Genomic DNA, 15,040 nt, shown 5'->3' with positions numbered 1-15,040 from the left:
TGCTGGGTCGAGTTTATACATGCATCAAAATAGGTTGGCAAGAACTTTTTTCATCTTAGTGAAAAATATTGTTTTTTGTGTTGACCTATCTTTTTTATTTAGGTAATTTATTCTCAAGTCATAAACTAATGACCCAACACAAACACAAAACACAAAAAAGTAAACAACTCAGCACCGTAATGGTGTTGAGTTGCTTTTAAGGGCAACCTTAATTCAATTAATTAATCAATAAATAAACTTGGAGTATTTTATGGATCAAAATAATGAAAATGCCTCAACACCAGTAAGTGACAAGCTTTCTACAGAAAATCAAAATGTTGCTGGTGGCGCTGAGCTAAATAAAGAGGCAGGTTCAGATAAAGGTCTTGGTTTTGCGCCTGGTGATAATGGTGATGATAAGAACAAGAACGGTAAGCCTTCTGACAAGAAAGACAAAAAAGCTGTAGATAAGAAAGATAAGAAAATGAATATTTTCGTTTACTGGCTTATCTCTATTCTTACTTTTGGTCTTTGGAATAGATTCCGCCCTCGTAAAGGTGGATGGAAGGGTAGCTGGCTTGTTACCGTTATCATGCTAACGCTTCTTTCTGGCGCGTTGATCACAGAGCGTTTCTTCAAGGCTGAGTTTAACCAAGCTGCTCGTGAGCAACTACAGCTAGAAGTTGATGTTCTTCCAGAAGTTCTGCCTTTTGAAGAAGGTAAAGTTTCTACAAAAGCTGAACTGGAAGCAGTAAAAGCTGAATATGATGCTCTAATCAAAGATAAAGATGCTGAAATCCAAAGGCTACAAGATAAGCTGAAGAACTCTACTAATAGTATTGGTAAAGAGTTTGGTAAGCTGAAAGAGACAATTGCTTTGAAAGACAAACTAATCGCAGAGCAGAAGCAAAAAATTGCTGAGCTTGAAGATCGTCTTGATGCGGAAGCTACAGTGAGTAACATTACAAGAACATCAATCTTGAAAAGTGAATCTTCAGAAGCCACTGCTTTTGAAAGCGCTCCTTTAACTGTAGAAAATGTAGGTCGTGGTGATGTAGCTCCATTGCTTACAATCGAATTCAGCGTGAAATCTCTATCAGAAGCAAGCAAAGAAGTTGGTTGTGAAACTAAGTACTCTGCGGAGCGTAGCCAAGATGTATTCAATAAGGAATATGCTGGAAGCTACGTGAAATGGTCTGGTAAAGTTGTCGATGTAAACAAAGATTACGTCGAAATCCAAGCTGGTGATGAAGCTAAAGCTAAAGTCTTCTTTAAGACGAAAGGCGCAGGCTACTACATGGTGAAAGGTGAAGAAATCACTATGGTTGGTACAGTTACTAGCAAGGCTTCATGTGATGCTCCATTCGTGGTAACGGAAGCAGTACAGAAGAAGTAAACATTTGCTATTGGGCTAGCCAAGCTAGCCCTAATTTAGACCGTTATCTAGAATGTTTTGGATTTATTGAACAGTTAGAGCGCACACAAAAATAAACATAAAGTGTATGTTTTTGTGTGCTTTTTATTTGCTCAAAAAGGCTCATTTAATATATTAGATAAAAAATATTAAATAACACATTGTTGATCTATCTCAATTTCAGGTGATATAATATCAACATGTAGTATCCCAATTAATAAAAATAAACCATATATAGTGATAATCATGGACATTAAAGTAACTAAAAGAAACGGCAAACTAGAACAAGGCAACATTGACAAGATCCACCGCATGGTAACTTGGGCTGCTGAAGATCTAGAAGGTGTTTCAGTCAGCCAAGTAGAAATGAGAGCAAGAATTCAGTTTTCTGATGGTATGAAAACATCAGATATTCATGAAACCTTGATCAAGTCAGCAGCGGATCTGATTTCAGAGACGAACCCAAATTATGCAATTCTTGCAGCGCGTATGGCTATCTTCCATATCCGCAAAAAAGCATATGGTGAGTTTAATCCACCACACCTTTATGATCATGTAGTTAAGCTTGTTGGAATGGGTAAGTATGACAAGCATATTCTTGAGGATTACACTCGTGAAGAATTGAACGAATTGAATGATTATATCGATCATAATCGTGATATGGATTTTGCATATGCTGCTGTAAAACAACTAGAGAATAAATACTTGGTTCAGAACCGTGTTTCTGGTGAAATTTACGAAAGCCCTCAATTCCTGTACATGCTTGTTGCTGCTTGCTTGTTCTCAAAATACAAGCCTAAAAAACGTATGCGCTATGTTAAGCGTTTTTATGATGCATCATCAAAATTCAAAATCTCGTTACCGACTCCTATTATGTCTGGTGTTCGTACACCTACACGTCAATTTAGCTCATGTGTACTAATTGAATCAGATGATAGTCTAGATTCTATCAACGCAACTGCTAGCTCAATCGTTCGTTACGTTTCTCAACGTGCAGGTATCGGCATTAACGCTGGACGTATCCGTGCTCTTGGTTCTGAGATTCGCGGTGGTGAAGCATTCCACACGGGTGTCATTCCTTTCTTAAAATACTTCCAAACGGCTGTTAAATGCTGTTCTCAGGGCGGTGTACGTGGTGGTGCTGCAACAGTATTTTATCCTTTATGGCATGGTGAAGCGCGTTCACTATTGGTATTGAAAAATAACCGTGGTGTTGAAGAAAACCGTGTTCGTCATATGGACTATGGTGTTCAGCTAAACAGATTGATGTATCAGCGTTTGGTGAATGGTGGAAACATATCTCTATTTTCTCCATCTGATGTACCAGGATTGTACGAAGCATTTTTCGCAGACCAAGATGAGTTTGAGAGACTTTATGTTCATTATGAAAACGATCCGAAGATCAAAAAAGAGACTGTTAAAGCTCTTGAGCTGTTTACTCTCTTAATGCAAGAACGAGCATCAACAGGTCGAATCTACATTCAGAACGTTGACCACTGCAATACTCACAGTCCGTTTGATCCGTCTGTAGCTCCTATTCGCCAATCAAACCTTTGTCTTGAAATTGCACTGCCAACTAAGCCTTTAAATAATGTTGAAAGTGAAGACGGTGAGATTGCTCTTTGTACTCTATCAGCTTTCAACCTTGGTGCAATTTCTGATCTTAGTGAGCTTGATGAGCTTTCTGATCTTGTAGTTCGCGCTCTGGATGCTCTATTGGATTATCAAGATTACCCATTGCCAGCGGCACGAATTTCTACAATGAAGAGACGTTCTCTTGGTGTTGGTGTTATCAACTACGCATACTATTTAGCTAAGAATGGTGTTAAGTACTCAGACGGTAGTGCAAATGATCTGACTCATAAGACATTTGAAGCAATCCAATACTACTTACTAAAAGCTTCAATGAACTTGGCTAAAGAGTTTGGTGCTTGTTCTGGATTCAATGAGACACGTTACAGTCAAGGAATCTTGCCAATTGACACTTACAAGTCTGATTTGGATGCTGTATGTAAAACTCCATTGCAACTAGATTGGGAAGAACTTCGTAAAGAGATTCAGGCTAATGGGTTAAGAAACTCAACTTTAACAGCTCTTATGCCTTCAGAGACAAGTTCTCAAATTTCAAATGCGACAAATGGTATTGAGCCACCAAGAGGCTACGTATCTGTTAAAGCATCGAAAGACGGTATTTTAAAGCAAGTTGTTCCTGGTATTAAGGAATACAAAGAGAACTATGAACTGCTATGGAATATTGGCGACAATGCAGGCTATTTAACTTTAGTTGGCATCATGCAGAAATTCGTGGATCAGGCAATTAGTGCAAATACAAACTATGACCCATCTAGATACGAATCTTCTAAAGTACCAATGAAAAAGCTGCTTCAAGATTTGTTAATGGCATATAAGCTTGGTGTTAAAACACTTTACTACCATAACACTCGTGATGGTGCTAAAGATAACCAAGATGATATTGTTCAAGAAGATGACTCGTGTTCAGGTGGCGGTTGCAAGATCTGAATGGGAATTGACTTAGATCTTTAACCAAATAAATAAAGGCTCACCGATTGGTGAGCCATAAACGACTTTAATAAATCGTGAGAATAAAAAATGGCATATACAACTTTTAACACTAAAAAGAATGACCAGTTATTAGAGCCAATGTTCTTTGGTAATAATGTAAACGTTGCTAGATACGACCAGCAAAAGTATGAAATCTTCGAGAAATTAATTGAAAAACAATTGAGTTTTTTTTGGAGACCTGAAGAAGTTGATGTTTCTCAGGATCGAATCGATTTTAATAAGCTTCCAGAGCATGAGAAGCATATCTTTATTTCGAATTTGAAGTATCAGACATTACTAGATTCAATTCAAGGTAGAAGTCCTAACGTAGCTTTATTACCTATTGTGTCTATTCCTGAATTAGAGACATGGTTAGAAACTTGGTCTTTTAGTGAAACAATTCATTCAAGAAGCTACACGCACATTATTCGTAATATTGTTAACAACCCATCAGTTGTTTTTGATGATGTGGTAGAAAACGAACATATTTTGAAACGTGCAAAAGATATAGCTCATTATTATGATGACTTAATCCAATACACTAATATGTATCATATGTTCGGTAGTGGAGAGCACACTATTAATGGTGAAAAAGTTGAAGTTTCATTAAGAGAATTAAAGAAGAAGCTATATATCTGTTTGATGTCAGTAAACGCACTAGAGGCTATTCGTTTTTATGTAAGCTTTGCTTGCTCATTTGCATTCGCTGAACGCGAATTAATGGAAGGTAATGCAAAAATCATCAAGCTAATTGCTCGTGATGAATCTCTGCACCTTACTGGTACTCAGCATATGATTAATCTTCTGCGTAACGGCACAGATGATTTGGAAATGCTTGAGATCGCAGAAGAATGTAAGGATGTTTGCTTCAAACTGTTTAAAGACGCGGCTGAACAAGAAAAAGAATGGGCTGATTACCTATTCAAAGATGGTTCAATGATCGGGCTTAATAAAGAAATTCTATGTCAGTATGTCGAGTACATTACTAACCTGCGAATGAAGGCTGTAGGTCTTGATGCTCCTTATCCAAATGCAACGGCGAACCCTATTCCTTGGATCAACGCATGGATTAGCTCTGATAACGTCCAAGTTGCGCCTCAGGAAGCGGAAATTTCCTCATATCTTGTAGGTCAAATTGACAACGATGTTTCAAGTGAAGACTTGCAAGGTTTTGAGCTTTAATGTACTGAAAAGGCTGGTTTTCCAGCCTTTTTTATATTTACTGAATGAATTTAAATCCCTTAAATTTCACGACACTAAGTCTTAGTGTCTAAGTTCTAGTGTCTAACTGTTAGAGCGTGTATACTTGTATTGTGCTATTTTGGATAGGTTCACATTAAAGCGAGGTGTCTATGCTCAGATATACAGATTTCTTTTCTCGAAAAATCGCAAAAAACAGAGCCTTTTTTGATAGGTTTGAAGAGCGTAGGTCATTAATGACAGAGCTTTCATCCTCATCATCGGTTTGGCTTTCTGGTGAGAGAAGAGTAGGAAAGACCTCAATGGCAATACATGTCTGTTCCGACATTGCTTCTAACCCCTCAAAATTCGGTATCGATAAATTCGTTTGGAGCGATTGTGATATCTCATCCTGTCCAACGATTGATGCAGTCAAAAGAAAAGTGCTTCATTCAATTGCTGAAGCTGCTAGTGAGCTTACGGACGGGAAAGAAGAGGGTAAGAATTACATTAAGAACATCTTCTCAAGATTCGATCCTGAATTTTCTCTGGGTGGAAGAGATCTTGCAAAAGTCACATTGAAGTTAAAGGCTCCAGTAGTGATGGATAGTCCATTAGAGGAAGCTTTGCTATCTCTAGATCAATTAGCTTCAAAGTGTAATGCCAGGGTAGCGCTGATTATTGATGAGTTTCAAACTCTATCTGAAATCAACCTAAGCGATGGTGAGAAGGTAGAGTGGGATATTCGTGGGGGATTGCAGCGTTCCGAGCGTGTTTCAATGATTTTTGCAGGCTCTAAGCGCAGAATGATGAGTGATGTATTCATGAGTCGGAATAGAGGTCTTTACGGAATGTGTAGAAGAATTAGCGTATTCGAACTCCCTGAAGATGAATGCTTAGAACACCTTAAGGTAGCCGCTAAAGACTGTGGATACACATATGATGAGGATGCTTTACCATTTATAGCGAAACTTACATCGGGTCATCCGAGGGATTTTTCTCATTTGTCTTTGCAGGTTTTCGAGAATGCAACATTCTATGCTGAAAATACGAAACATATTACACGCTCTTTGGTAGAAGAATCTTGGCTGCAATATGTTAAGTGTGTTGTTATTGATGAAGTTGAGTCAATTTTAAAAGAGAAGCTAAATGCTAACAAAAGGGCAGAAGTAGCAACTCTACAGGCAATTGCGCATACTAGACCTAAAAGTGTGAGATCTGCTGATTTCTGCGTGTTAACAGGTCTTACAGCAACCCCAATCTATGGCGCTGTGAAAAATCTTGATGAGCAAGGCTTAATTAGAAAAAACAGTAAAGAACAATGGTGTCTATGTGAACCATCTTACGAGACTGCCTTGAAAATCATATCAGAACATCATTTTGATCATGATATGATTGCAAAGGTAAGGAAAGCAAACGAAGTTTAACAAGTAACCTTCATTGATGTGATTCAATGAAGGTCACTTCAACGAGGAATTTTATGTTTAACTTAGACAATTGGACGGATATTGATGGTGCTCAGCATTATATTGGTAGAGCACTAGGTATTATAAAAGAAGAGGATAGCTTCTCAAAAGATGTAAAGTGGGTTTATTGGGGTAATAATGATATTGGTACGATGCTATGGTTCTTTCTCGAATACATGGTAGAGGTTGGATACCTTCTTAAAAATGAAGAAGATCAATTCAAATTGAATCCAAACTTTGATTTGTCATCTTATGCTACCAATAAGCGCGGTATCTTAAACTTTGATGTTGATAAAGAAAGTGGCGTAACGACTTTTCATATCCCAATACAAAAGTAAGCCCAATTTAACATTGGGCTTTTTTTATTTTTTAGTAAATGAAGCGGTAAAATTACCTGAATCACGGACATAGGATTCATCATCTTCAACAGATCTGTATAGAACTCCTGAAAGAAAACCGCCTCCTATGAATATCCATAGTTCGGTGATGAGAGAATACATTCCATTGGATTTTGTATGAATCCACTTCTGGCAATCTTCATGCTTAATACTTAAACAATGTTCTTGTACGACAATGGTGCTATCTTTTTTGAAGCTAAACTCATTATTGAAGTCGCTGGCTAAGTAACATTCAACTCTTTTGCAGTCTGTATCACAAACCAAAAATGCCTTTTCCCAGCCAGAATCAGTTCGAAGTTTCAGCTCCTTTAAAATTAGGAACTCAGTTTTTCTAGTGTTGCTTATGATAATAGGGCTTATGATTTTCATCTTTATTTTCCCAAAAAAAAGGTGTCACGAATGACACCTTATTTACTAGTAATCAATTACTTTGATGCGATTTTGAAACCGCGCTGGATCAGATCTTCAAGTCGAGTGTTTGGCTCTGATTTGCCAATCGCCTCGAATTGGAACTCGCCATTAACGCGAGAGAAGTTACCTAGAACTACCGCTTGCGCGTTGTTAAGATCTTCATTGTTCTTGATGTTGAATGTAGCGATAACATTATCTACGCGAGTAGGAGTTCCTTCGTAAATGCGAATCTCTAGGTGTGGAAGCTCACCGAAGTTCTTAAGTTCACGGCGGAAGTCATTTAGAACTACAGGAATATGGCTTACATTCGCGCTTACACGAGAGAAATCGATTTCGATAACTTCGTTGTCAATACCGTCATTTACAACGTCACCTTCCAGATCATCGCCGCTATGGTGAAGACCTGGTTCGTCATGGTTGTAGTAACAAACAGGGCTGTGAACAGGGCTACCAGAAGCATCAAGAAGACCAGCAGAGATATCTAGGTCTACAGGAGTAGGCTTCATTTCAGTGCGGCTACCAAAACCCAAGAATCCACCTACGTTTTGCTCGCGCAAAACTTGACCCCAGTTTACACCCACACATACGCGAGATAGACCAGGCTTGTGTTTAGATAGATTGATTACTTGTTTCTTTTGTAGATTAATTACTTGAGACATATATTTTTCCTAAATTTAGTATTTAATTTGTTTACTAATTAATTTATTTGTTAATTAATTGGTGTTGCTGTTATCTTGGTTTAGACATTTCAATACATTAAAGTATTGGTTGTGGACATCATCAAGATAAGTATTTTCTAGAGAAATTTTAGATTCTTTAACAGTCCAATCATTTTCACCAAAATTTATTTTTAAAGGTGAGAATGCAGAGCTTTCTGTAAATCCGTCAACTTCTAATAGATTGAGAGCGAATAATACATCATCAGAGCTATCATCTTTGATGCATAGATCACAATTTTCAAGTTCGCTAAACAATTCTTTTATATCATTATTTGTAATTACTACAAATGAAGATTTCACATTAATAGGAAGTTTTGATGGTGAGAAAGAAATACGTTCGGTACTCAGACCACAATCATTCTGTACATCCCCTTTTGAATCGCCATGATAATTTACACCAATACTTCCCTCATGACCAAAATAGACTTTCTGCATTGCACGTTCATTTAGACCGTTAACAAAACCGACTGATAAGTCTAGATCGATCTCTTTACCATTTTTGCCAGACCAGCTTAGTAAGATCGAAAAGCTTTTTTGTGATTCATTTATTTTATTTGTAAGGGTATCCATTTTTTAACTCTTTTAATAATTGCTTGAAAGCGAAACAATCCTTTGTGACCAATTGATATGACAAGTCTTTTCCATCATTTGACCGTCATGGATATAAACAGCGTTAGATTCAGTGATAACGCCTTTTGCTTTGCTAACATTTTGTTTCGCATATTCACCAATGTGCTGCTCAATGATAGTTGCTTGAGAAGGGTGAATTGCAGTTTTAGCAAAGAAGCCGTAACTCATATCGTACTCTAGCTCTCGCTGAAGAGTGATTCTATCGTCAATGATATCAAACACAGGAGATGCAATTTCAAAACCTGAGGTTTTAAATCCGAGCACAATCTTTTCAATGATAATTCGAAGTGGAGTCTCGTAAATTGTCACTTTAGGGTGACGCTTTAAGCCTAACTCATTAAACAGGTCATTACCACCAATGCGAATACAGATAATCTCTGTTTTTTCGAAAGATTTAAAGATTGATTTTAGTTGTTCAATCTTGGAGGTTTTTGTCATTTCAATACTTTCAATAGTAGGCATCACACCAAATGACATTCCGCAGTTTTCCAAGATCTCACGGTAGATAATTGAACTATCAATTGTGCATTTTGGAAGTACAAACCCGTCAATCTTTTCAACGCCTTCCATTTTAAGGATGCGTTTTAGAACTGTTGAGTTGCGAGGTCGAATGAAGCGCAATTTTTTGATTTTCGACTTATCAACAGTCTTTTTAAGTGCTGCTTCTAAGTTCTCAAGCGCTTCCTCTAATCGTTCTTCTGAAACTGCATCTTCAGTATCAACAATCATTGATTTTGATTCGCTTTTTAAACCATCAAGTTCTTTTAGAAGGTTTTTGTTTGTTGCTGGCGTGTATAGGCTAGCGCCTAATTGAAAGTATTTATTGCTCATTTTAATTTAGTCCGTAACTTTTTTGATAACAGCGCAAGCTTGGAATGGCATTGCATCATTTTCGATAATTTTAACGTTCGCTTTTTTAGCCATTTGGATTAAGTGACTTACGTCATCGCTTTTGACGTTTTTAAGCATAATAAAGTCAGGTACGCGGCGAAGTAGGATTCGGGTTGCCTCTGCGATACCAGGCTTAATCATATTGATGTGATCAATGCCTTGCTCTGCCATTAGAGTTTCAACAAACTGTTTAGTTTTCTCTTTTCGGATAGTAGGGCATAGGTATGTAGCGTTACCATTTGCAAACTCATAATCGAAGTTTTGTGCAATCTTATCTACGAACCAGTTGCTAATGTCGTGTTCTTCAAGGTGCTTGTACTTAACGCAACCGTGAAAACCGCCCTCAGTTTTATCTGAACAAATTGTTCTTGAAATCAAACCTGAGATTGTTGAATTTAGAATGGACGAAGGAATTGCGTAATCATCCATTGTCGCGCAATATGTCGCTGAACCACCAATATCGCTAATTACAAACAGGTCGTCAGATATCTTGGTCTCATTTGCTGAATTGTATAAATCAACAGATGTTTCCAGCTCTTTAGTAATCACACCTTTAGCTGTCCAGCCATCAACAAAGGCAATAGATTCAGCGTCATACTTATCTGTTAAGTAATCAAGCGCTTTGGTATCGATGCCTTTGTCTCGAATAATTGAAACAGAGTAGTGAACTGCTTTAAGACCAAAAAACTCAATTGCTCGCTTCACTAAAACGCCAATTGGAGTGCCAGCTCGCGCAAGAGAAACAACAACAATTGGTTTGTTCTCCATTCCATAATCAGGTCTAGCAATAATCATTTTGCTCGCTAATGACATGATTTCTTTTGCAAGTCGAACTTCGTATTTACCAAGCATCTGATTAAACAAAGCCATGTACTCTTTAGATGGAGCATTTTCTTTGTTAATCATTTCAGAATAGTGAGCTTCTCCAGATTGAATCCTTTTTTCTTTTTCTTCAACAGAAACAAACTCGGTTTCAATTGCTTGCATTAGAAATTGGCAATCTTCTTTTGCATAGCTGCCTAAGATTGGTTTTAAAGTGTTCATCGTTATTCCTTAGATTGCATCAGTTTTTGTTTAGCTTTCTTGTGATTCACATTTTTTAGCTGGAACTAATCGGTATCGCCAAACTTGCTTTTTGTTGACAACTTCCATGCATTTTTCTTTTTCAAGTCCATGCTTTAGAGGGTTAAGCTCCCTTAGTCTTGCTGAAATTGCTGCTTGTGTGTCCCGATCAGGAAATTTTGCATGGATCATATCTTCAATTTCACGAAGAGTATGCCAGCCAGCATTATTAACCATCACAGAAATTACGCGTCCAAACTGAGAATTTACGTTTACTTTCGAAGCATACTCACTGGACTTCCACTGTTCTAAACTCATGATATTTCCAAATTTAATCTTTTATTCTAAATTCAATAATTTATTTATTAATTTAATTTAAAGCACATAGCCTAGATGTTGATATGCTTCCTTTTCTGACTTTGAGCCAGTTTCTGTAATTACGACATTCAGCTTGTTTACATTCAAATTGTAGATGTAGTGCTCTACCAGTCCATTATCATGCATTGGAATTTCGTGACAGCTTGTAATCACCTTGCCATCTACAACAACTGGTGAGCGAGTAGTGGACTGTACAGTGACATTGTAACCAGAAATTTCTAGCTGTGATGCAATTAGGTATGGTAAATACATGTTTTCACCAGTACCGATTATTGAAATCTCTTTTTCAGAACCTTCTGATGCAATAATCTTCTCAATCTTGGTCACATAGTCAGTTGTTACTACATGCTTCATTTGAACGGGTAGGCGTCCCATGTTCCAAGAGCAATCGAGTACAGAAGCACCCTTATGCGCCAATTTAGGTAGTTCCTGTTTGTAGTTAACGTTTGGTTCAAATTCAAAGCTACCGTTAAACAGGAAGCTCTGAGTAAGCTCAGGAGCTACCAAGCCTTCATTTTCACAAAACTCAGTTACATCTCGCTTGAATTCGGAGAACTTGACATCATCAAGCCAGCTTAAAAGAGAAACGATGTTGATTTTTTTGATATTTGGAAGAACCTTCAGATACTCTTTAGCAAGTTGTTTAAGAGTATTGCCTGTTGTAATTTCATCATCAACCAAAAGAAGGTTCTCAACATCAATTAAGCTGTCTAGCATTTCCTGGCTAGGCTTATAGATAATGTGCGAAACCGCATGGGAATGGCTTTCAGAAATCTCAAACCATCTTTCAGCATGTGGAAGGATAGAGCGAGTTGTATGCTGAAAATAAACTTGTTTATTTTCTAAACTGCTTGCTACACCAGCGCCAAGACCTGTGGCTGTTTCTGCCAAGCCCACAACAAATGCTTTTGAATCTGAAGATAACTCTTTAGAGAATACGGAGTAAACCTTGTTCATTTCTGTAGGTGTCACAGGGATGTGCTTACCCAAAACTTTGCTTACAAACAAAAAACCACGATTTTCATTTTTACGGTTTGCAAATCCAATTAAGTCTTCAATACCATTAAAGTCTTCATGAATGTACGATGGGGTAATCCCAATTTTTCCTGAATCTATTACAACTTTCATTTAATGCTCATTAATTTTGTTTTTGATTTAGTCTATTTAGATATTTGTTAAATTAACAATTTTACTTGCTAACTTAATTAAGCAAGGGTGCTAACACCCTTGCTTTTTATTTTTTAGCTTTAAGTCTAACGACTTACTTTTGACCTTGGAAATTGAATCGCTCTACAAATTCAACAATGCCATTGCGAAGACCTTCACCGATTGTAGTAAAGAACCATTCGTTATTGCGTTTTTCGAAGATGCCGAAAATCATACCAGTGTATTGAGGGTAGTTTTCAGTAAGGTCGTAGACAGCGTGTTCGCGACCACCTTCACTTTCAAGAATGCGCATAAATGCATTGTCAATCATACCGAAGTTTTGACCATTGATCTCAGCATCATTAATGCTTACACCAAGAGTGATCTTCTCACAACGAGGATCAATCTTGTTAAAATCAATTTTTAGCCATTCGTCATCACCTTCACCAGCGCCAGTACGGTTGTCTGGACTAATTTCAATACCACGACATTGGCTGATACGACCAGGAGTATTATAGAAAATGAAATGTTCTGGGCTAATTGCGTTGCCAGCAGCATCTTGCATCATCGCCAATACATCAAGATCAAATTCTTGATCTTGGTGGGCTTGACTTTCGTTCCAACCGATAGCAATGAAAGGGTTAGTCATTGCCTGACCATTTGATTTACGCAAATCAATTGTCTGAGCTTTTCTTAAGTTAATTACTGGAGCATTCATTTTATTTCTCTTAATAAATTATTTATTGATTAATTAATTAATTTTTAAGGGATGGCTAAGCCATCCCATAGAGCAATGTAATTACGCTGTGAAGCCAAAGCGGTTTAGGAATTCGTTTAGACCGCCTTTTAGACCTTCGCCTTTAGCTACAAACTTCCATTTGCCGTCTTTTTTGTACATCTCAGCAACTAGTACAGCAGTGTACTGGCAGTAATCTTCAGTAAGATCGTATGAAGATTGTGTTTCGCCGCTTTCTTGGTCATCGATACGGATACCACAGTCTTCAATAATGCCGAAGTTTTGGTTACGAGCTTCAGCTTCGAAAATGTTAACTGCAAAGCTGATGCGCTCCACAGCAGGGTTCAGCGCTTCTAGGTCTACTGTTGCCCATTCATCATCTTCACCTTCACGGTCTACACCGTCACGGTTATCTTCACTGATTTTAACAGCGCCACATGTACTTGCTTTTGCTGGGTTGCCGTAGAATACAAAGTTATCTACGCCAAGGTTTTCACCATTTGCGCCGCTAAGCATAACCAATAGGTCTGCATCAAATTTTTCGCCTTCAGATACACGCTCTTTCCAGTTCAGACCCACATGAATTTTTTTCAGTGGAGTGTTGTCTGGTTTGCTTAGATCGATGCGTTGACCTTTTGACATGTTAATAACTTGCATAATATTACCTTTTATTTGTTGATTGATTACAAACTTTATTGATATTTAAGAGGAACTTCATTGCCTCATTTGAGATTGAGTTTATATTGAATGATAAAAACTTGTCAACACCAAAAAAGCATAAATATCTGATTTTTTTACTTTGATAGGATATTTTTTCTAAAATATCTAAAATATCGATTAATTAAACAATTAAAAAAGCCCGTAACGGGCTTTTTATCTTTAATTTTATTTAAGCGTCAAGGATTAGACGGATACGCTTCAATGTTCTTTCTTCTTCAGGTGAGAAGATTCCGTCTGCATTCGCGATATCCAGAGCAACAGCAAGAATTAAGCTGCTTTCTTCTGTAGAACCCTTCAATGGATTTAGAGATTCGAATACGTAGATCTCGCCCTCATCAAAGTCATTTTCAAAGCACTTAATGTAAGAGTCGAAGCATTCAATGACATCTTTTTGGTCAAATAGCTTTAGGTATTGATGGTTTGACATCAACTCAAGAGTTTTCTGCTTTTCTACTGCATCAACGTGACCGTCTGCAAACGCCATATACGCACAGGAAGCGATGACACCCTCAAGTAGCTTTTTGCTTCTAAGTTTATTGATTTCATCTGTAGCTTCTTGAGCTTTACCTTTTGAAAAGTTGGCGAATCGAGAGAACAGTGAGCGACCTTGATTAAGTACATTTCCGAGGGTTTGTGTAGCTGCCTCTTGACCTTGCTCAATACGGCTAGAAAAGCCAGAATTTGAACGATTTCGACCAAATGATGGTCTTGTTGTAGCTGGTAAGTTTGAGCCAGGATTAATTCGTTCAACCTGCCCGTTTTGCGGTGATGGAGTAGGAGCCATATTAAAATGACCACTCTGGTTCTGAGCTACAGGCTGGCTCGATGCCATGCTGATCTGACTATTACCGTTGCTGTTTAGTCCACCGTGGGATTTCATTTTGAGCAATTCTTCAGCAAGGTTGTTACCTTTATACATGGTTAGAACTGTATCAATATTGCCACTTACCATGTCTGCAAGGTTTTTAGCTTTCCATGTGCCGTTATGGTTGTAGATTCTGCCAAACATGCAGGCGCTAGCGTTGACAAAATTGGTTTGAATGGAATGTCGAGCACCATTGTCTTGAGTAATGATTAAGGTAGCATCGACAGACTGCGCATCATCGTTAAATGCGTAAAACTCAATTTTCTCGAATGCGGCACCGCAAGATGGTAGTGAGATTTTGCACTTTTTATCAGTTTCAAATACACATTCATTTGTAGGGATCTGTAGCGCTGAGATTTTTGAGTTCTGATTGCTATCTGTTACAACAGCCATCAATTTTAGCCCGTTATCACGAGAGTTGATTTCGACTGTAACACTAGCACTTGAGATGGCAAAGTTCATGCCTCTTTCTAGAATGTTTATC

15 protein-coding genes are annotated in these 15,040 nt (G+C 37.8%); 5 read left to right on the top strand and 10 right to left on the bottom strand.

Going from position 1 to position 15,040, the window contains the following annotated elements; translation table 11 throughout:
• Nucleotides 1-250 precede the first annotated feature (250 nt).
• The 5 genes from R7P80_RS02455 to R7P80_RS02435 all read left to right on the top strand — a co-directional run bounded on the left by R7P80_RS02455 (nt 251) and on the right by R7P80_RS02435 (nt 6,938).
• Nucleotides 251-1,375: a hypothetical protein gene (locus tag R7P80_RS02455; protein ID WP_045592990.1), complete on the top strand. Its 1,125-nt coding sequence runs from the start codon at nt 251-253 to the stop codon at nt 1,373-1,375.
• Nucleotides 1,376-1,639: 264 nt separating this feature from the next.
• The gene (gene nrdA, locus R7P80_RS02450; protein ID WP_411979027.1) at nt 1,640-3,913 is read left to right on the top strand and encodes a class 1a ribonucleoside-diphosphate reductase subunit alpha; all 2,274 of its coding nucleotides are present in this window, start codon (nt 1,640-1,642) and stop codon (nt 3,911-3,913) included.
• A gap of 90 nt (nt 3,914-4,003) precedes the next feature.
• Complete coding sequence (gene nrdB / locus R7P80_RS02445; RefSeq protein WP_038129054.1) at nt 4,004-5,137, top strand: class Ia ribonucleoside-diphosphate reductase subunit beta; 1,134 nt, start codon at nt 4,004-4,006, stop codon at nt 5,135-5,137.
• 170 nt (nt 5,138-5,307) lie between these two features.
• Nucleotides 5,308-6,561 carry a hypothetical protein gene (locus R7P80_RS02440; RefSeq protein ID WP_155399629.1) on the top strand — a complete coding sequence of 418 codons (1,254 nt, stop codon included), beginning with the start codon at nt 5,308-5,310 and terminating at the stop codon, nt 6,559-6,561.
• Nucleotides 6,562-6,614: 53 nt separating this feature from the next.
• Nucleotides 6,615-6,938: a hypothetical protein gene (locus R7P80_RS02435; RefSeq protein WP_045592987.1), complete on the top strand. Its 324-nt coding sequence runs from the start codon at nt 6,615-6,617 to the stop codon at nt 6,936-6,938.
• Between the two features lie 24 nt (nt 6,939-6,962).
• Here R7P80_RS02435 and R7P80_RS02430 read toward each other — a convergent pair whose 3' ends face one another.
• The 10 genes from R7P80_RS02430 to R7P80_RS02385 form a co-directional block, all read right to left on the bottom strand.
• Nucleotides 6,963-7,367 (bottom strand): hypothetical protein, encoded by a 405-nt coding sequence (locus R7P80_RS02430; protein ID WP_038129046.1) that lies wholly within the window; start codon nt 7,365-7,367, stop codon nt 6,963-6,965.
• Between the two features lie 56 nt (nt 7,368-7,423).
• A complete protein-coding gene (locus tag R7P80_RS02425; RefSeq protein ID WP_021485646.1) occupies nt 7,424-8,068 on the bottom strand; it encodes a TerD family protein in 645 nt (214 codons plus the stop codon).
• Between the two features lie 54 nt (nt 8,069-8,122).
• Nucleotides 8,123-8,698 carry a hypothetical protein gene (locus tag R7P80_RS02420; protein ID WP_048515932.1) on the bottom strand — a complete coding sequence of 192 codons (576 nt, stop codon included), beginning with the start codon at nt 8,696-8,698 and terminating at the stop codon, nt 8,123-8,125.
• A 12-nt stretch (nt 8,699-8,710) separates the two neighbouring features.
• Entirely contained in the window at nt 8,711-9,589 is an 879-nt protein-coding gene (locus tag R7P80_RS02415; RefSeq protein ID WP_020331370.1) for an aldolase/citrate lyase family protein, read from the bottom strand.
• 6 nt (nt 9,590-9,595) lie between these two features.
• Entirely contained in the window at nt 9,596-10,693 is a 1,098-nt protein-coding gene (locus R7P80_RS02410) for a cysteine protease StiP family protein (RefSeq protein ID WP_080930757.1), read from the bottom strand.
• Between the two features lie 30 nt (nt 10,694-10,723).
• Entirely contained in the window at nt 10,724-11,029 is a 306-nt protein-coding gene (locus R7P80_RS02405; RefSeq protein ID WP_045592983.1) for a hypothetical protein, read from the bottom strand.
• 57 nt (nt 11,030-11,086) lie between these two features.
• Complete coding sequence (locus tag R7P80_RS02400) at nt 11,087-12,217, bottom strand: phosphoribosyltransferase domain-containing protein (protein WP_048515931.1); 1,131 nt, start codon at nt 12,215-12,217, stop codon at nt 11,087-11,089.
• A gap of 133 nt (nt 12,218-12,350) precedes the next feature.
• Nucleotides 12,351-12,953 (bottom strand): TerD family protein, encoded by a 603-nt coding sequence (locus R7P80_RS02395; protein WP_020331365.1) that lies wholly within the window; start codon nt 12,951-12,953, stop codon nt 12,351-12,353.
• A gap of 81 nt (nt 12,954-13,034) precedes the next feature.
• Nucleotides 13,035-13,628 (bottom strand): TerD family protein, encoded by a 594-nt coding sequence (locus R7P80_RS02390; RefSeq protein WP_045592977.1) that lies wholly within the window; start codon nt 13,626-13,628, stop codon nt 13,035-13,037.
• 232 nt (nt 13,629-13,860) lie between these two features.
• Nucleotides 13,861-15,018 (bottom strand): TerB family tellurite resistance protein, encoded by a 1,158-nt coding sequence (locus R7P80_RS02385; protein WP_048515930.1) that lies wholly within the window; start codon nt 15,016-15,018, stop codon nt 13,861-13,863.
• Nucleotides 15,019-15,040: the final 22 nt, after the last annotated feature.

Source organism: Vibrio sp. 2092 (assembly GCF_033339635.1).
Lineage (GTDB): Bacteria > Pseudomonadota > Gammaproteobacteria > Enterobacterales > Vibrionaceae > Vibrio > Vibrio alginolyticus.
Note: the sequence above shows the minus strand (reverse complement) of the source record. Positions and strands in the feature narration are given on the sequence as shown.